The sequence below is a fragment of the Brachybacterium hainanense genome, assembly GCF_042434575.1.
In the GTDB taxonomy this organism is placed as follows: domain Bacteria; phylum Actinomycetota; class Actinomycetes; order Actinomycetales; family Dermabacteraceae; genus Brachybacterium; species Brachybacterium hainanense.
Genome location: NZ_JBHLSV010000028.1, coordinates 1 through 18,421, shown reverse-complemented (window position 1 = coordinate 18,421; position 18,421 = coordinate 1). Strand labels below are relative to the sequence as shown.

The window sequence follows — 18,421 nt, the reverse complement described above, 5'->3', positions numbered from 1 at the left end:
GTGGGGAAAGGGAGTCAATCGTTGGGCTGGATCGTTCCGGGGAAGCGCTGGGCGTGCATCTCGCGGTCGAAGATCGCTGTGAAGGGGTCGGGCTCGAGCTCCGGGACGTTGTCCTTCCGCAGAGGGATGTCGTCCTCGGGAAGGGTGAGCACAGCAGAGGCGCGCTGCGACTCTCCGGCGATGGTCGCCTCGCGGAGGATCGCCATCGCCTCCTGCTCTCGATCGCGGGCCATCCGATAGGTGAAGGAGCGATAGAGCGCGGAGATCTCCTTGGTGTCGCCGTCCAGGACCACGCGACCCCGCTCCATCCAGATCACGCGGGAGCAGACGTTCTCGATCGTCCTCGGGGCATGGTTCACCATGAACACGGTGCCCGCGTTGCTGAGCAGCTCGTCCATCTTGGCGGCGGAGCGCTTGGAGAAGGTCGCGTCGCCTGTCGAGAGCGCCTCATCGATCATGAGGATCTTGGGCTCGGCCATGACGGAGATCGCGAACTTGAGCCGGGCCGACATCCCCGACGAGTACGTGCGCATGGGCAGATCCACCGCGTCGCCGAGCGCGGAGAGTTCTGCGGCTCCGGGGAGCAGAGCCTCCGCCTGATCCGGCGACATGCCGAGGGCGAGGAAGCCGAGCTTGATGTTCTCCGCCCCGGTCAGGTCGCTCATGAGCGCGGCGCTCACTCCCAGCAGCTGGGGACGGGCGCTCGTGTAGATCGACCCGGAGGTCGGCGGCTCGACGCCGGCGAGCATGCGCAGCAGCGTCGACTTCCCCGACCCGTTCCGTCCGATGATCCCGACGAACTCCCCCTCACGCACCGTGAGGTCGACGCCGCGGACCGCGGAGACGGAGACCATGGACCGCCGAGGCGCCAACCTGCCCAGCAGTCCCTTTCGAGGCGCGCGATCGGTCCGCGGAGCCTTGTAGCGCATCCGCACTCGATGCGCGACGACGGTCAGCGGCGACTCCTCGGGAGCGACCCACAGGGTGTCCGGGCGCTCCTCGGCGTCGTCCGGCAGCGGGATCGGGGATTCGCTCATGGGGTCCTCAGCCGAGCTCACGGCCATAGCTCTCCTCCGCTCGCCAGAAGAAGATGAATCCTCCGATGAGGACCGCTGCGGTCCATGCGCAGACGATGAGCCACGACGACAGGTCCGGCACCCGGCCGTCGATGAGCGCAGTCCTCGCCATATCGATGATCTGGAACAGAGGGTTCGCCTCCACGACCGCCATCGCCGTCGGGTGATGGATGAACTGCGCGATAGGGAACATGACGCCGGACGCGTACATGAGGAAACGGCTCACCACGCCGAGAACGTTGGCCATGTCCGGGACATGGAACCCGATGCGCGCCGTGATGAACATGATGCCCAGGTTGAAGAGCGTCTGCAGCACAAAGATCGGGATCATGAGGAGCCAGGTCAGATGCGGCAGCACGAACGGAGGGAGAGCCATGATTACGGCGCACATGACACCCATCGTGAAGATCGCCGTCATGGCCGCCTGGATCACGGCAGCGATCGGAATGGACGCACGGGGGAACGTGAAGGCCCTGATCATCGCCTTGTTGTTGCGGAGAACTCCCGCCCCGGACGAGATCGATGTCGCGGTCGAACGGTACAGCAGGATGCCGATCACCAGGAAGGCCGGGTAGTTCTCGACGTCACCTCCTGTCTTCAGGACCAGCCCGAAGATCACGAAGTAGAACGACGCATCGATCAAGGGACGAAGGATCAGCCAGACGTTCCCGAGCCGCATGCGCGAGTTCTGGGTCGACGCACGGTGATGCGCGTCGTACCAGATGAAGTGGCGCCGCTGCCACAGCTGCAGCACGTATTCGATCAGGGACGGTCGCACACCGATCCGGGAAAGCCCGCTCGGGTCGAGGCCTTTCGCCTCGAGGGCGCGCTTCACCTCCGGAGTGCTCTTCACCTCACTCGCCACTGGTCGTCTCCTCCATGTCCACGGTCGCTACCGCACGATAGACGGCGTCGTACCGACCCACCAACGTGGGCCAGGACCGCCTCGATGCCGATTCCCTGCCCTGACGCCCCAGCGCGGCTCTCCGCCCCGGATCGGCGAGGAGCCGGACGAGCGTCTGCGCGAGCTGTACAGGGTCCCCGGCGCCGACGAGCTCACCCGCCAGGGAACCGGTCCCGTCCCTCACCGTCTCCCGCAGCGCCGGCAGATCGGACACGATCAGCGGCCGCCCGAGCGCCATCGCCTCGACGGGCTTCTGCGGGGTCACGGCACGCGCCACGGCGACATCCAGGCGAGGCACGACGACGACGTCGAGCGCCTCGACCCAGCGTCGAGCATGGTCCCGCGGAACGCGACCGGGCAGGAGCACGCGATCGGCGATCCCCAGCTCATCGGCGAGCTCGAGCAGACCGGGCCGCGAGACCCCGTCGCCGGCGAGGACCATGCGGATCCGATCCCTCACCTCCGCCGGCGTCGCGGGATCCCTCACGACCAGGGCTACCGCGCGCATCAGCACGTCGAAGCCCTCGTAGTCGACGAGCGCGCTCACCGCGCCGACCAGCATCGCGTCGGCGCCGAAGCCGGGGATGTCCACCAGGCCGATCTCCTCGCGGGCCTGCGCCGGACTCATCCCGTCCTGGAGGAGGCCCTGGTCCACCGCGTTCGGGACCAGCACGATCCGATCCCGATCGATGCCGCGTGCGCAGAGCGCGTCGGCCATGGTCGCGGACAGCGTCACGAGTCCGTCCGCCTCCCGCGCGAGCTCCGTCTCCGCGGCGACGATCAGGGCGTGCTTCTGGGACGCGGCGGCTGTCTCCCGTGCCCGCTCGGTGCGCTGGGAGGCGACCCATGTCTCCTCCATGAGCCCGCGCACCTCGAAGATCCATGGGATCCCTGTGACCTCGGAGACGGTGCGGGCGACATGGGCGTTCAGATAGTTCGTGGTCGTGTGCAGCACATGCGGGCGGAACTCGGCGACGAGCTCGAGGGCCCGGGCGATCTCCGCCTGCACCCGTTCCTCCTGCGTCTGCGGGAGCCTCGGGGGCAGCGTCCGGACGTAGCGGATGCCGTCGACCAGATCCTCGTCCGCGGCGAGCGGCAGCCCGACCATGACCGGATAGCCGGTCCGGGTCAGGGCCACGGACTCGATACCGGCATCCCGCATCGCCAGCAGGATCCGGTGCGTGCGCAACGAATATCCCGACTGGGTATGCGGGAGGGAGTTGGTGAGCAGGTGCAGGACCCGCAGCGGCTCGTCGGGGCGCGGCGGTGGCACTGTCCGGGCCGCCGGAGCTTCACCGGGCACGGAGACCCTGTACCGGTGCGTGAGCAGGTCCCTTTCGCTGCGCAGTCGGCGCGCGTACCGGGATTCCCCGCGACCTGCGTTCTCGAGTATCCCGATGGCACCGTCGACGTCCCCCTGAGCGAAGGCCGCCCGTGCTCGGGTGGGAGCCGGGCTGCTCGCGCCCAGCAGGTCGGGCCGCCCCAGCTGAATCGCGACCTCGCCGGCGAGCCGGGAGGGCCGACGCGTCAGAGCCGGGACGAGGACCTCCTCCGCCCGGTCCGTGCGCCCGATCATGAGCGAGCCGAGCGCCGACAGGCCAGGCGAGACGGGGGCGATACGCTCGAGCGCCCGCCCGGCCAGCAGACGCGGCCCCATTGGCAGCCGTCTGCTCGCCTGGAGCAGGAGCAACGTGGGATCGTCGATCGCGTGCTGGGTCGCGGCCTCGAGGAGGAGACGGCCGTTGCGGATGAGCTCGCCGACGCGCCGGCGTCGGTTCGAGTGCAGCGCTCCCGGAAGGAGATCAGGAGTCACAGCGCCGAGAATACCCGCCCTCGGGCCGACCCTGGACGTCATGTGAGGAACCTCCGGGAGCGCGCTGGGCGACCCGACGACCGGCTCCGCCGACCTCCACCGACCGCGCTCAATGCTCGATCGCTCCGGCGATCGTCTCCCGCAGCTCGACGAACTCCGGGGTGCGCCGCATCTCCTCGCCCAGCTGGTGACCGGCCTGCGCTGAGAGCGTCACCTCCTGGTCGAGGACGACGCGGCCGGGGCGGGAGCTCATGACCAGGACGCGGTCGCCCAGGAAGACGGCCTCGTCCACGTCATGGGTGATGAAGAAGACTGTCCGGTTCCGTGCACGCTGGATGGTGAGCAGATCCGCCTGGAGGCGGGCCCGGGTGATCGCGTCGAGGGCGCCGAAGGGCTCGTCCATGAGGATCACGGGCGCGTCGTTGGCGAGCACGCGCGCGATCTGCGCGCGCTGCTGCATGCCGCCGGAGAGCTCGTAGGGCCGCTTCGCGCCGAACTCGCCGAGACCCACGAGCTCGAGATGCTCCTGCGCCCGGGCGAGGCGCTCGGCCTTGGGAACGCCGCGGATCCGCATGCCGAGGGCGACATTGCCGCGCACGGTCATCCAGGGGTACAGGTTCGGCTGCTGGAAGACGACGCCGCGCTCGGCCCCGGGGTCGGTGATCGGCTCGCCGTCGCAGCTGGCCGAGCCGCCGGTGGGCCGCAGGAAGCCGGCGATGATCTTCAGCAGCGTCGTCTTGCCGCAGCCGGAGGGACCCACGACGCAGACGAACTGTCCGTGCGGGATCTCGAGGTCGGTCTCCTCGAGGGCATGGACGACATCGCCTCGCTCGGTGAGGTAGCGCTGGGACACGCCCTCCAGGCGGATCATCGGCTCACTCATCGGGCCACCTCCTCGATCGCATCGGGATACGGCATGCCGGTGTAGACGGGCTCCTCGGCGAGCCCGTCGATCTCCCCCTGCGCCTCGAGGAACTCGGCCGTCGCGGCGAGCGACGCCCCCAGCCGCCCCGGCTGCGCGGCGGTGCCGAAGTACTCCTCGCCCGCCTGCTCCTCGAGCGTCGGGTAGCGATAGCCCTCGAGCAGACCGAGCGCGGCGTCCTTGTCGACCCCCAGCTGGACGGAGATCGAGGTCGCTGCGGTCTCGGGCTCCTCGTTCAGCAGGCGAGCGCCTTCGGCCTGCACGACCGTCCACATCCGGAGGAAGTCGGGGTTCTCGTCGATGAAGGACTGCGTTCCCGCGACGAGGTCGAAGGTAGGGGCGCCGGCCTCCGCGGAGTCCGCGTTGGAGGTGATGGGATGGCCGTCGACCAGCAGCTCGGCGAGGGTCGGCTCCCAGATCCAGGCGGCGTCGATCTCTCCCCGCTGCCAGGCGGCGAGGATCGCATCGGGAGCGAGGTTGATGACCCGCACGTCCTCGGTGAGCCCCTCCTCGCCCAGAAGCGTCAGCAGCGAGTAGTGCGCGGTCGATCCGAAGGGCACCGCGATCGTCTTCCCCGTCAGGTCCGCCAACGTCTCGACGGCCGGGTCCTTGGCCACCAGGGTCTCCGCCTCGCCGATCTCATCGGCGATCCACAGGACGCGAAGGTCCTTGCTGATCGGCGGGGAGGCGGCCTTCACGGCTGGGCTCGAGCCGACCAGGGAGATGTCCAGCGAATCGGAGCCGAAGGCCTGGATCACATCTCCGCCGGAGTTCATCTTCTGCCAGCTGATGTCCGCATTGGGCATGCAGGCCTCGAGCAGCTCGAGATCCTTCACGACGAGGTCGCCGTTGGGGATCGCCTGCCAGCCGATCCGGGCGCTCGTGGTGATCGACGGATCCGGGTCGACAGGGCAGGCGACCTCGCCGTTGAAGTTGTCGGGATGGCTCGTGCGACCGGACTGGACGCAGCCGCCGAGGGCCACCAGCAGGCAGGTGGCGGCCACGGCCGCGCGCATTCCGGCCTTCGTCCTCGTCATGCTCATCGGATCAGACCTTTCCATGCCAGGGGACGAGACGGTCGCCGACGATCCGGATGCAGCTGTCCAGGGCGACGGCGACCGGGCCGATCACGATGATGCATGCGATCGTGAGAGCCGTCTCCAGCTGCGTGCCGGAGATGTAGGCGAGCCCGCCGATGCCCGGGATGCCGTTGTTCAGCTCTGCCGCGACGACCGTCGTCCAGGCGAAGCCGACGGCGAGCCGCACCCCGGACAGGATGGGGGCGAGAGAGGCCGGCAGCACCACGAGGCGGACCACGTCGAGCTTCCCTGCTCCCATCGACCGCGCCGCCAGGATCTGGTCCTCCTTCACCCCGCGGACACCCTCGATCGTGGCGATCACGATCGGCGGGAAGGCGGCCAGGAACAGCAGCAGGTACTTCGACGTGTCACCGATCCCGACCCACACGATGATCAGGCCGATGTAGCCCAGCGGCGGGAGCGCGCGCAGGAAGTTCAGGTACGGGGCCACGGCGGTGTTGATCGGCTCCCACATGCTCATCACGAAGCCGAGCACGACGCCGGACACCACGGCCAGCGCGACCCCGAGCCCGATCCGCTGCAGAGAGGCGAGCAGATGCTCCCAGAGGTAGTAGTTCTGGACGCCGCACACCGTGCGCCCCGTCGCCTCGTCCACGACGAGACATCGGTTCGCGTCGACGAAGGCACGGATCACGGCCAGCGGGCTGGGGAGGTAGAGCGGATCCACCAGGCGCAGCGCGGTGATCCCCCACCACAGCAGCAGCACCGCCAGAAGCGTCCCGACCTGCAGCACTCGGGCGCGCAGGACCCGCCGCAGCCGTCCCCGCCGCGCTGTCGCGGCGACCTCCTGCGACGTATCGACCGTCGTGTCTTGTCCGCTCACGTGAGTACCTCGGGTCGCTCGTCGTCCATGCCAAACGTGGTCGAACCTACCCCATGCCCCCCGCCGACCCGCCAGAAACCCTCCTCCCCGAGACCCCGAGCGGCCGTCGACCACCCCGCGACCCTCCTCTTGCGCTCCGCCGGATCAGTGGCATGATCCCGCCTCGTGTCCATCGAAAGCACGTCTGCCCCCTCCGCATCGGACGGCCCCGCCGACCCCGCGCATTCCCACAGCCATGACCGGCTCGGGCCGGACGGGAAGCCGCGTCGCCGCGAGCCCCTCGTCCTGCTCATGACGGGCGCTCTCGGCGTCGTCTTCGGCGATATCGGCACGAGCCCGCTGTACGCGCTGCAGACGGTGTTCAGCTCGCACCACAATGCGGTCGCCCCGACCGAGGGCGATGTGCTGGGCGTCGTGTCGATGGTGCTGTGGTGCCTGGTCACGATCGTGACGGTCACCTACATCGGCCTGATCATGCGGGCCAGCAACCAGGGCGAGGGCGGCATCCTGGCGCTCGCCGCGCTCGTGCTGCGCAAGCTGGGCCCGGGGGTGGGACGGCGGGAGGCGAAGGTCGCGCTGGTGCTCGCGGTCGTGGGCGCATCGCTGTTCTACGGCGACTCGCTGATCACCCCCGCCATCTCGGTGCTATCGGCCTTCGAGGGCATCGAGGTCGCCCGGGCCGTCCCCAACGGCGTGATCCTGCCCGGCGCGCTGATCGTGCTGACGGTCCTGTTCGCGGTCCAGCGCTGGGGCACCGCTCGGATCGGCGGCGCCTTCGGGCCGATCATGGTGATCTGGTTCCTGTCGCTCGCCGCGATGGGGCTGCCGCACGTGCTCGGGAACCTGTCGATCCTGCGGGCGGTCTCCCCCACCTATGCGCTCGCGTTCATGATCGACCGGCCGGTGGTCGCCTTCATCGCGATCGGCGCCGTGGTCCTCACGATCACGGGCGCGGAGGCGCTGTATGCGGACATGGGACACTTCGGTCGGCGTCCCATCGCCCTGGCCTGGGCGGCCCTGGTGCTGCCGTGCCTGCTCATCAACTACTTCGGGCAGGGGGCGCTGATCCTCGCGGATCCGGCCACGGTCGTGAACCCCTTCTTCTCCCTGGTGCCCGATGCGCTGCGCCTGCCCCTCGTGGCTCTCGCGGCGACGGCGACGGTGATCGCCTCGCAGGCCGTGATCTCCGGCGCCTTCTCCGTGTCCCGGCAGGCGACCCGGCTCTCGCTGCTGCCGAGGCTGAAGGTCACCCAGACCTCGACCGAGCACGGCGGGCAGATCTACGTCCCGGTCATCAACCGGATCCTGTTCGTGGGCGTGCTCGCCCTCGTGGTCGTGTTCCGCTCCTCGGAGCGCCTGGCCGCCGCCTACGGTCTCGCCGTCACGGCGACGATCATCCTGGTCCTGGCCCTGTTCCTGCTGTACGCCCGCCGGATCCGCCGATGGCCGCTGTGGCAGGTGGTGACGATGGCGGTGGTGGTCGGCGGGATCGAGCTGGTGCTGCTGGCCGCGAACATCGTGAAGATCCCCGCCGGCGGCTGGCTGCCCCTGGTGATCGCCGGCGTGCTGACCACGATCATGCTCACCTGGAAGCGCGGCTCCCGGATCATGTTCGGGCGCCGGCACGAGATGGAGGGGCCGATCTCCGCCTTCGTCGAGGGTCCTGCGCGCCGGGTGCCGCGCGTACCGGGCCTCGCCGTCTACCCGCACGGCGATGCGGCCACGGTTCCGCTCGCGCTGCGCACCGGCGTGGCGATGAACCACGTCCTGCACGAGAACGTCGTCATCCTGACGATGGAGCATCTGGGCGTCCCCCGCGTCCGGGCGGAGGACAGGATCCGCGTCGAACGCCTGGGCACCCCCGTGGACGGGATCGTCCTGGTCACCTGTCTGACCGGCTTCCATGACTCGCAGGACGTGCCGCGCGCCCTCGCCGAGGCGGCCGCGCAGCATCCGGAGCTGCGGATCGACCCGGGACGCGCCGTCTACGTCCTGTCGGTGTTCCGGATCGAGCCGGGGGCGGACCGCTGCATGCCACGCTGGCAGAAGTCCCTGTTCCGCGCGCTCGAGAAGGGCTCGGCGAACCGCACCCAGGTCTTCCACCTGCCGCCGGAGCGCACGATCGTCATGGGAGCTGAGGCGGTGCTCTAGCCGGCGGACGGACCGGGGGCGCCGGTCACCCCCGCCCGCCGTCCCCCGGCGCATGCGCCGAGCTCCGTACCGGCGGAGGCGCGATCCGGGAACGGAACGCGGCGGATGCGGCGCGGCGCGCGGATCCGGTCAGATGCCGGGGGATGCGAGATACGCGCGCAGCGCCTCGAGCTGATCGCGAGGGGTGAAGCCGGTGGCCTCGAGCCGTCCCAGATCCAGGACGGAGGAGCGGGGTCGGGGGGCGATCGTCCCGTCCCCCTCGGCCCGCCCCTGGACGGCGTAGTAGTCCGCGGTCGCCACGGGGGTGACGCGCGCGGGGTCGTGGCCCATCGCGGCGAAGACCTCGCGCGCGATCCCGGCCCAGCTCAGCGGCTCCCCGCCGGAGGAGACGTGGTAGATCCCCTCGGCGCCCTCGGCCCCCAGCAGGTGCTCGATCGCGGCGGCGAGGTCGTCGGCGAAGGTCAGGCGCCCCACCTGGTCCTCGACCACGGAGGGATCCACGCCCTTTCCGGCGAGGGCGGCCATGGTGCGCACGAAGTTCGCGCCCTGCCCCACGACCCAGCTGGTGCGGAGGATCAGGTGCCCCGGCAGGGTCGCGACCAGCGCATCGCCCGCGGCCTTCGTCTGCCCGTACACGCCCAGCGGCGCGACCGGCTCGTCCTCGCGGTGCACGGCGGCGGCGCCGTCGTAGACGTAGTCGCTCGAGACGTGCACGAGCCGGGCACGGTGCTTCCGCGCGGCCTCGACCAGGCGACCCACCCCGGCGACGTTCGTCGCCCAGGCGGCGGCGCGGCCCTGCGGCCCCTCGGAGGCGTCCACCGCGGTGTGCGCGGCGGCGTTGACGATCACCCCGTAGGGTGCGAAGTCGAAGGCCGCGACGGAGGTGGGATCGGCCACGTCCAGCTGCGCCCGGCCCACCACGTCGACATCGGCCCTCCCGGACCAGCGCTCGGCGAGCGCCCGGCCCAGCTGCCCGGTCCCGCCCACCACCAGGGTGCGCCGCGGCGGGACCGGCACCACGTCCGCGAGCCGCGGATGCGCGAGGTCCTTCGCGGACAGCTCCGCCTGCGCGAGCGGGATGGGCCACGGGACGGCGGCGGTCTCGTCGGCGAGGTTCAGGAAGGTGTACTGCGCCTGCGCGGCCGCGGACCAGTGGTCGTCGACCAGGTACGTGTACGCGGCGGGCGCCTCGAGGGTCTGGAAGGCGTTGCCCACCCCGCGGGGCACGTAGATCGCGACCTCGGGGGTGATCTCGTGCCAGAACGCGGTCCCGAAGCTCTCGCCCTCGCGCAGGTCCACCCAGGCGCCGAAGACCCGGCCTGTGGCCACGGAGATGTACTTGTTCCAGGGCTCCGCGTGGATGCCGCGGGTGACGCCGACGGCCTGGTTGAAGGAGATGTTGTTCTGCACGGGCCCCAGGTCCGGGAGGCCGGCGGCGAGCATCTTCTCCCGCTGCCAGTTCTCCTTGAACCAGCCGCGCGCGTCCCCGTGCACCGGCAGGTCGATCACGAGCAGCCCGGGGATGGGCGTGCTGCGCACCGCGAGCGCGCGCGGGGCCCCTCCGGCCGTGCTCACTGCCCGCTCCGCGCGTACGCGGCCTCGGTCGCGTCCTTCTGCCCGCGCCACCAGCCCTCGTGCTCGCGGTACCAGTCGATGGTCGCGGCGAGGCCGGCCTCGAAGTCGGCGTAGGCGGGCTCCCAGCCGAGCTCGGTGCGCAGCTTGGTGGAGTCGATCGCGTAGCGGAGGTCGTGCCCGGGGCGGTCGGCGACCAGGTCGTAGTCCCCGGCGTCGCGGCCCATGAGCTGCAGGATCAGCTCGACGACCTCGCGGTTGGACTTCTCGCCGTCGGCGCCGATCAGGTAGGTCTCCCCGATCCGGCCGGCGTCGAGGATCCGCAGCACGGCGCTGGAGTGATCCTCCTCGTGGATCCAGTCGCGCACGTTGGTCCCCGCCCCGTACAGGCGCGGCCGCACCCCGTCCAGGAGGTTCGTGATCTGGCGGGGGATGAACTTCTCGACGTGCTGGCGGGGCCCGTAGTTGTTGGAGCAGTTGGAGATCGTGGCCTGCACGCCGAAGGACCGCACCCAGGCGCGCACCAGCAGGTCGCTGCCGGCCTTGGTGGCCGAGTACGGGCTCGACGGGTTGTAGGGGGTGTCCTCGGTGAACCGCTCCGGATCCTCGAGGGGGAGGTCGCCGTAGACCTCGTCGGTCGAGATGTGGTGGTAGCGGGTGCCGTGCCGGCGCACGGCCTCGAGCAGGGTGAAGGTGCCCACCAGGTTCGTCCGGAGGAACGGGGAGGGGTCGCGCAGAGAGTTGTCGTTGTGGGACTCGGCCGCGTAGTGGACGACGGCATCGGCCGCGCCGACCAGCTCCTCGACCAGCGCGGCATCGGCCACGTCCCCTTCGACGAGGGTCAGCCGCGCATCGGGCAGGCCCTCGAGAGAGGTCTTGTCCCCGGCGTAGGTGAGCTTGTCGAGCACGGTCACCGTGTCGTCGGTGTGCGCGAGCACGTGGTGGACGAAGCCGGAGCCGATGAAGCCGGCCCCTCCCGTGACGAGCAGATGGCGGCTCATGGACGAACTCCCGGTCTCTGGATCCCAGGGGGAGGACGGTCCTGCGCTCCCCCGCCGCCCATCCTACGAGACAGGGAGCCGCGGAACCCCCGCTCCGCCCAGGGTTCACCCCGCCTCCCCTCCCCACCCCGAGAAATACGCATCGGTAACCATCCGTAAATCTCTCCCCGCATTCTCCGAGGCACCCTCAGGGTTTCCCGGAATGGCGCCTGGACGCATTGCCAGGGGGACCTTGGTCCCGTAGGTTGACGGAGAACGGCGGCAGAATCTTCGTCAGACCGTTCCGCTTCCTCGAGACCCCAGGGGGACTCATGGCCGCACCCCGCACGACCGCCCCGTCGCCCACCGCCCTCCCCCGCCTCGCCCCGCGGGCACTGCTGCTCGCGACCCTCGGCTTCGGCGTGAACTTCTGGGCATGGTCCCTGCTCAGCCCGCTGGGGCAGACCTTCGTCGAGCGCGGCATCGCCGCCGACGCCGCGCTCATCGTCGCGATCCCCGTGCTCGTCGGCTCCCTGGGCCGCATCCCCGTGGGCGCGCTCGCGGACCGCTTCGGCGGCCAGGTCATGTTCCCGATCCTCAGCCTCGCGACCATCGTCCCGGTCCTGTTCCTGGGTTTCTTCGGACAGCATGCCTTCGCCTCGCTCATCATCGGCGGCCTGTTCCTCGGGATCGCCGGGACATCGTTCGCGATCGGCGTCCCCTATGTGAACTCATGGTTCCCGCCGGCCCGCCGCGGCATGGCCACGGGGATCTACGGCGTGGGCATGGGCGGCACCGCGATCAGCGCCTTCACGACCGTCCCGCTCGTGGAGGGCTTCGGCTCCGCCGCCCCGTTCGTGGCCGCCTCGATCGCCCTCGCGCTGTACGCGATCATCTCCTGGCGCCTGCTGCCCACCGCGCCGACCTGGACGCCGTCCGCGCGCAGCATCGTCGCCCAGTCCGCGGCCGTCATGCGTCTGCGCATCACCTGGCAGGCCTGCTACCTGTACGCCCTGTCCTTCGGCGGCTACGTCGCCTTCTCCGTCTTCCTGCCGACGATGCTGCACACCTGGTACGGCCTCGCCGTCTCCGATGCCGCCTTCCGCATGGCCGGCTTCGTGATCGTCGCCGTCATCATGCGACCCCTGGGCGGCGTGCTCTCGGACCGCTTCACCGCGGCGCGCACGCTGCTCGTGTCCTACGGCGCGGTCGCCCTCGCCGCGCTCGTGCTCAGCACCCAGCCGGCGCTCATGCCGGTCGGCACGCTGGTCTTCCTGCTCATGGCCGCGGGCCTGGGCCTGGGCTCCGGAGCGGTCTTCGCCCTGGTCGCCCGCACGAGCGAGCCGTCCATGGTCGGCTCCGTCACCGGCTTCGTCGGCGCCGCCGGCGGACTCGGCGGCTTCGTCCCGCCGCTGGTCATGGCCGCCGTGCACAGCGCGACCGGTTCCTACTCCCACGGCGTCCTGCTGCTGCTCGCCGCTACGATCGGCGCGATCGTCGTGACCCTGTTCGTCGCCCGCCGCTCCACCGCCCGCGGCTCCGCCGCCGCAGCCCGCTCCTGAGGAGATGCCCGCCATGACCGAGCACGACACCGCCCCCGGGCCCGACTCCCCGCTCATGGACGCGCTGATCGGCGCGCGCCGCATGTTCCGGCCCTCGGAGACGATCTCCGCGGACAACCGCGAGACCCACCTGAGAGGCGGACGCAGCGGCGACTCCTTCTACCGGGAGCGCTGGAGCCACGACAAGGTGGTCCGCTCCACCCACGGCGTGAACTGCACCGGCTCCTGCTCCTGGAAGGTGTACGTCAAGGACGGCGTCATCACCTGGGAGTCGCAGCAGACCGACTACCCCTCCGCGGGACCCGACAAGCCCGAGTACGAGCCGCGCGGATGCCCCCGCGGCGCCTCCTTCTCCTGGTACACCTACTCGCCCACCCGCGTTCGCTACCCGTACGTCCGCTCCCAGCTGCTCTCGATGTACCGCGAGGAGCGCGCCCGGGGCCTGGACCCGGTCGACGCCTGGACGGCGATCGTCTCCGACCCGGAGAAGGCGCGCCGCTACAAGTCCGCCCGCGGCAAGGGCGGCCTGGTCCGCGCCTCCTGGGACGAGGCGATCGAGATGGCCGCGGCCGCCTACGTCCACACGGTCAAGACGCACGGCCCCGACCGGGCCACCGGCTTCTCCCCCATCCCCGCCATGAGCCAGGTGTCCTTCTCCTCCGGAGCCCGGTTCCACCAGCTCATCGGCGGCTCCATGCTGTCCTTCTACGACTGGTACGCGGACCTCCCGCCCGCCTCCCCGCAGGTGTTCGGCGACCAGACCGACGTGCCCGAGTCCGGGGACTGGTGGGACGCCGCCTACCTCATCATGTGGGGCTCCAACGTGCCGCTGACCCGCACCCCGGACGCGCACTGGATGACGGAGGCCCGCTACCGCGGCCAGAAGGTCATCGCCGTCGCCCCCGACTACGCCGAGAGCGTCAAGTTCGCCGACGAATGGCTCGCCCCGCACCCGGGCACCGATGCCGCGCTCGCCATGGCGATGGGGCACACGATCCTGCGGGAGTTCTACGTCGAGAAGGACACCCCGTTCTTCCGCGACTACTCGCGCCAGTACACCGACCTGCCGTTCCTGGTGCAGCTCAAGACGCGAGAGGACGGCTCCCTCGTGCCCGGGAAGTTCCTGGTCGCCAGCGACGTCCCCGGGAGCTGCCCCGAGGAGGCGGCGACCCAGCACGCCGACTTCAAGCCAGTCCTGCTGGACGCGGCGACCGGCGAGATCGCCGTCCCCGGCGGCACCCTGGGGCACCGCTTCTCCGCCGACGGCGAGGGCCGATGGAACCTCGAGCTGGGCGACCTGGATCCGGCGCTGACCCTGCTGGGCCACCACGACGGCACGGCGGAGGTGCTGCTGCCCCGCTTCGACACCGCCGGTCAGGGCGGGCGCGGCGACGTGCCCCGCGGCGTGCCGGTGCGCCGCGTCGACGGGCGCCTGGTCACGACCGTCTACGACCTGCTGCTGGCCGAGTACGGGGTGGGTCGCGAGGGCCTTCCGGGGCAGTGGGCGGCAGGGCTCGACGATGCGGAGGCGCTGTACACCCCCGCCTGGCAGGAGAGCATCACGGGCGTGCCCTGGCAGGCCGCCGCGCGGATCGCCCGCGAGTTCGCCCAGAACGCGATCGACTCCGGCGGCCGCTCGATGATCATCATGGGTGCCGGCACCAACCACTGGTTCCACTCCGACACCATCTACCGCTCCTTCCTCACCCTCACCAACCTGTGCGGCACCCAGGGCCGCAACGGCGGCGGCTGGGCGCACTACGTGGGCCAGGAGAAGGTGCGCCCCATCTCCGGCTGGCTGCACCTGGCCAACGCCCTGGACTGGTCGCGGCCGCCGCGGCAGATGACCCAGACCACCTACTGGTACATGCACTCCGACCAGTGGCGCTACGACCGCTTCGGCGCGGACACCCTCGCCGCGACCACGGGCGCGGGCACCTTCGCCGGCACCACGGTCGCCGATGCGGTCGCCCTCTCCCAGCGCCTGGGCTGGCAGCCCTTCTACCCGCAGTTCGACGTGTCCTCCCTCGACGTCGCCGACCTCGCCGCCGCCGCCGGGAAGGAGACGATCCCCTACCTCGTGGACTCCCTCCAGGACGGTTCGATCCGCTTCGCCGCGGAGGACGTCGACGCCCCGGAGAACTTCCCGCGGATCTGGTCGATCTGGCGGGCCAACACCCTGGGCTCCTCCGCGAAGGGCGACCAGTACTTCTTCCGCCACCTGCTGGGCGTGGACTCCGCGGCCGGCGAGGAGGAGACGCCGGAGCACCTGCGGCCCCGCGACGTGGTGTGGCGCGAGCAGGCGCCGATCGGGAAGATCGACCTGCTGCTCACGCTCGACTTCCGCATGACCAGCCACACCCTGCACTCCGACATCGTGCTGCCCGCGGCGACCTGGTACGAGAAGCACGACCTGTCCACCACGGACATGCATCCCTTCATCCACTCCTTCAACCCGGCGATCTCCAACCCGTGGGAGTCCCGGACCGACTGGGAGACCTGGTCCGCGATCGCGGAGACGTTCTCCGAGCTCGCCCGGACCCATCTGGGGACCCGCACCGACGTGGTCGCCTTCCCGCTGCAGCACGACTCCCCCGGGGCACTGGCGACCCCGCACGGGCGCGTGCGCGACTGGACGAAGGGCGAGTGCGAGGCGGTGCCAGGGCTGACCATGCCGACCTTCGTCGAGGTCGAGCGGGACTACACGCAGATCCACGCGAAGTTCACCTCCATCGGCCCGCTCCTCGAGGAGAAGGGCATGACCACCAAGGGCGTGACCTACGACGTGCGCGAATACGTCGCCGAGCTGGGGCGCCTGAACGGCGTGCACCGCAGCGGCCCCGCCGCGGGCCGGCCGAAGCTCGTCACCGACCTGCAGGCCTGCGAGTTCATCCTGGGGCTGTCCGGGACGACGAACGGGCACATGGCCACCGAGGGCTTCAAGACCCTCGAGAAGCGCACGGGCGTGCACCTGCATGACCTGGCCGCGGAGAACGAGGGCAAGCGCATCCACTTCGCGGACACCAAGGCCGCCCCCGTCCCGGTGATCACAAGCCCCGAGTGGTCCGGGTCGGAGACCGGCGGGCGCCGCTACAGCCCCTTCACCATCAACGTGGAGCGGAAGAAGCCGTGGCACACGCTCACGGGCCGCCAGCACTACTACCTCGACCACGACTGGATGCTCGAGATGGGCGAGGCGCTGCCCGTGTTCCGGCCGCCGCTGGACATGACCGCCCTGTTCGGCGAGCGCCCCGTGGGCGACACCCGCACCGACGAGTCCGGGACGTCGATCTCGGTGCGCTACCTGACCCCCCACAACAAGTGGGCGATCCACTCGATGTACATGGAGAACTTCTTCATGATGAACCTGTCCCGCGGCGGGCAGACCATCTGGATGAGCGTCGAGGACGCGGAGGCCGTGGGCATCGAGGACAACGACTGGATCGAGGCCGTGAACCGCAACGGCGTGGTCGCCGCGCGCGCCGTGGTCAGCCACCGCATGCCCCGCGGGACCGCCTTCATGCACCACGCCCAGGACCGCACCGTGAACGTGCCGCTCACCGAGCACGACGGGAAGCGCGGCGGGATCCACAACTCCCTGACCCGGATCATGATCAAGCCGTCCCATCTCATCGGCGGATACGCCCAGCTCTCGTACGCCTTCAACTACTACGGCCCGACGGGGAACCAGCGGGACGAGATCACCACCATCCGCAAGCGCCGCACCCCCGTCGAGTACTGAGGCGAGGACCGAAGGAGGACCACCCATGCGCGTCATGGCTCAGATGTCGATGGTGATGAACCTCGACAAGTGCATCGGCTGCCACACCTGCTCCGTCACCTGCAAGCAGGCGTGGACCAACCGCTCCGGGACCGAGTACATCTGGTTCAACAACGTCGAGACCCGGCCCGGACAGGGATATCCCCGCGGCTACGAGGACCAGGAGACGTGGAAGGGGGGCTGGGAGCTCGGCAGGAACGGACGGCTGAAGCTCAAGGCGGGCGGGCGCATCACCAAGCTCCTGCAGCTGTTCTCCAACCCGCGCCTGCCCGGCATCGAGGACTACTACGAGCCCTGGACCTACGAGTACGACCAGCTGCTCTCCGCCCCCGCCCAGCAGGCCACCATCCCCACCGCCCCGCCGAAGTCGCTCATCACCGGCGAGCGCGTGCAGGTCCAGTGGTCCGGGAACTGGGACGACGACCTGGGCGGCACCTACCTCCACAAGGACAAGGACCCGATGCTGAAGGGCATCGAGGACAAGGTCCGGTTCGAGTTCGACCAGACGTTCATGTTCTACCTGCCGCGCATCTGCGAGCACTGCCTGAACCCGACCTGCGTCGCCTCGTGCCCCTCGGGGGCGATCTACAAGCGCGAGGAGGACGGGATCGTCCTGGTGGACCAGGACGGCTGCCGCGGCTGGCGCATGTGCATCACCGGCTGCCCCTACAAGAAGATCTACTTCAACCACCGCACCGGCAAGGCGGAGAAGTGCACCTTCTGCTATCCCCGCATCGAGCAGGGCGAGCCGACGGTGTGCGCGGAGACCTGCGTGGGGCGTCTGCGGTACATCGGCCTGGTCCTGTACGACGCGGACCGGGTGACGAGCGCGGCCTCCACCCCGGACGAGAAGGACCTCTACCGCGCCCAGCGGGACCTGATCCTGGACCCCTTCGACCCGGAGGTGATCGCGGGCGCGAAAGCCTCCGGCATCCCCCACGACTGGCTGCTCGCGGCCCAGCGCTCCCCCACGTACGCGCTCATCAAGGAGTACGAGCTCGCGCTGCCGCTGCACCCGGAGTACCGCACCATGCCGATGGTCTGGTACATCCCGCCGTTGTCGCCGGTGGTCGACGTCGTGAAGGACACCGGCAGCGACGCGGAGGACGCGGACACGCTGTTCGCGGCGATCGACGCGCTGCGGATCCCCGTGGAGTACCTCGCGAACCTGTTCACCGCCGGGGACGTGCCCACCGTCGAGCGGGTCCTGTACCGGATGGCGGCCATGCGCTCCTACATGCGCGACATCAACCTGGGCCGGCCGGCCCGGGAGGGCATCGCCCACGCCGTCGGCATGGACGGCGAGCAGATGCAGGAGATGTACCGGCTGCTCGCGATCGCGAAGTACGAGGACCGCTACGTCATCCCCGTGGGGCATCACGAATCGGCCCATGATCTCGAGGGCATCGGCACGGACTGCCCGCTGAACGCTCCCGGCGGTCCCGGCATGGGCATGTCCCTGCCGGAGGAGCCGCTGGGGATGGCGGGCCCCGGCTACGGCGCCAAGCGCCGCGAGGGCCGCGGCCTGGTCGATCCGCCCGCGGGAGTGCAGGTGAACCTCCTGAACTGGGACGGCCGCGGCCGCCCCTCCGGGATGTTCCCGACGCCGCAGACGGGCGGTGCGTGATGGGTGCGCTCGCCCGCCTGCTGCGACGGGAGCTCCGGTCCGATGCCGCCGCGGCAGGGCCCGGGGCGGACGCGGGTCCCGGCGCGGCGCCTGCACCGCCCCGGGCCGCG

12 protein-coding genes are annotated in these 18,421 nt (G+C 70.4%); 4 read left to right on the top strand and 8 right to left on the bottom strand.

The annotated features are described in order from the left end of the window. Window positions 1-14: 14 nt before the first annotated feature. The 6 genes from ACFFF6_RS17275 to ACFFF6_RS17250 form a co-directional block, all read right to left on the bottom strand. Complete coding sequence (locus ACFFF6_RS17275) at window positions 15-1,037, bottom strand: ABC transporter ATP-binding protein (RefSeq protein WP_376982737.1); 1,023 nt, start codon at window positions 1,035-1,037, stop codon at window positions 15-17. Between the two features lie 7 nt (window positions 1,038-1,044). Then, window positions 1,045-1,929, bottom strand: a complete 885-nt coding sequence (locus ACFFF6_RS17270; RefSeq protein WP_376982736.1) for an ABC transporter permease — start codon at window positions 1,927-1,929, stop codon at window positions 1,045-1,047. 1 nt (window position 1,930) lies between these two features. After that, complete coding sequence (locus tag ACFFF6_RS17265) at window positions 1,931-3,793, bottom strand: glycosyltransferase (RefSeq protein WP_376982735.1); 1,863 nt, start codon at window positions 3,791-3,793, stop codon at window positions 1,931-1,933. A gap of 109 nt (window positions 3,794-3,902) precedes the next feature. Beyond that, window positions 3,903-4,676 (bottom strand): ABC transporter ATP-binding protein, encoded by a 774-nt coding sequence (locus ACFFF6_RS17260; RefSeq protein WP_376982734.1) that lies wholly within the window; start codon window positions 4,674-4,676, stop codon window positions 3,903-3,905. Further along, a complete protein-coding gene (locus ACFFF6_RS17255) occupies window positions 4,673-5,758 on the bottom strand; it encodes a taurine ABC transporter substrate-binding protein (protein WP_376982733.1) in 1,086 nt (361 codons plus the stop codon). The genes ACFFF6_RS17260 and ACFFF6_RS17255 overlap by 4 nt, the downstream gene beginning before the upstream one ends. A gap of 4 nt (window positions 5,759-5,762) precedes the next feature. Beyond that, window positions 5,763-6,638: an ABC transporter permease gene (locus ACFFF6_RS17250; protein WP_376982732.1), complete on the bottom strand. Its 876-nt coding sequence runs from the start codon at window positions 6,636-6,638 to the stop codon at window positions 5,763-5,765. A gap of 165 nt (window positions 6,639-6,803) precedes the next feature. Between ACFFF6_RS17250 and ACFFF6_RS17245 the strand changes: the two genes are divergently transcribed. Continuing rightward, entirely contained in the window at window positions 6,804-8,789 is a 1,986-nt protein-coding gene (locus ACFFF6_RS17245; protein ID WP_376982731.1) for a potassium transporter Kup, read from the top strand. Between the two features lie 129 nt (window positions 8,790-8,918). Here the strand turns inward: ACFFF6_RS17245 and ACFFF6_RS17240 are convergent, their stop codons facing one another. After that, entirely contained in the window at window positions 8,919-10,364 is a 1,446-nt protein-coding gene (locus ACFFF6_RS17240) for a sugar nucleotide-binding protein (RefSeq protein WP_376982730.1), read from the bottom strand. Then, the gene (rfbB, locus tag ACFFF6_RS17235) at window positions 10,361-11,362 is read right to left on the bottom strand and encodes a dTDP-glucose 4,6-dehydratase (protein WP_376982729.1); all 1,002 of its coding nucleotides are present in this window, start codon (window positions 11,360-11,362) and stop codon (window positions 10,361-10,363) included. Before rfbB ends, ACFFF6_RS17240 begins: the two co-directional genes overlap by 4 nt. Window positions 11,363-11,673: 311 nt before the next feature. On the opposite strand from rfbB, the gene ACFFF6_RS17230 reads away from it, so the two are divergent. Genes ACFFF6_RS17230 through narH form a run of 3 tightly spaced genes read left to right on the top strand, consistent with a single transcriptional unit; the run spans window position 11,674 to window position 18,311 of the window. After that, on the top strand, window positions 11,674-12,903 hold the full coding sequence (locus tag ACFFF6_RS17230; protein WP_376982728.1) for an MFS transporter: 1,230 nt from the start codon (window positions 11,674-11,676) through the stop codon (window positions 12,901-12,903). Window positions 12,904-12,916: 13 nt separating this feature from the next. After that, the gene (locus ACFFF6_RS17225; RefSeq protein WP_376982727.1) at window positions 12,917-16,645 is read left to right on the top strand and encodes a nitrate reductase subunit alpha; all 3,729 of its coding nucleotides are present in this window, start codon (window positions 12,917-12,919) and stop codon (window positions 16,643-16,645) included. 25 nt (window positions 16,646-16,670) lie between these two features. Further along, a complete protein-coding gene (gene narH / locus ACFFF6_RS17220; protein WP_376982726.1) occupies window positions 16,671-18,311 on the top strand; it encodes a nitrate reductase subunit beta in 1,641 nt (546 codons plus the stop codon). Window positions 18,312-18,421: the final 110 nt, after the last annotated feature.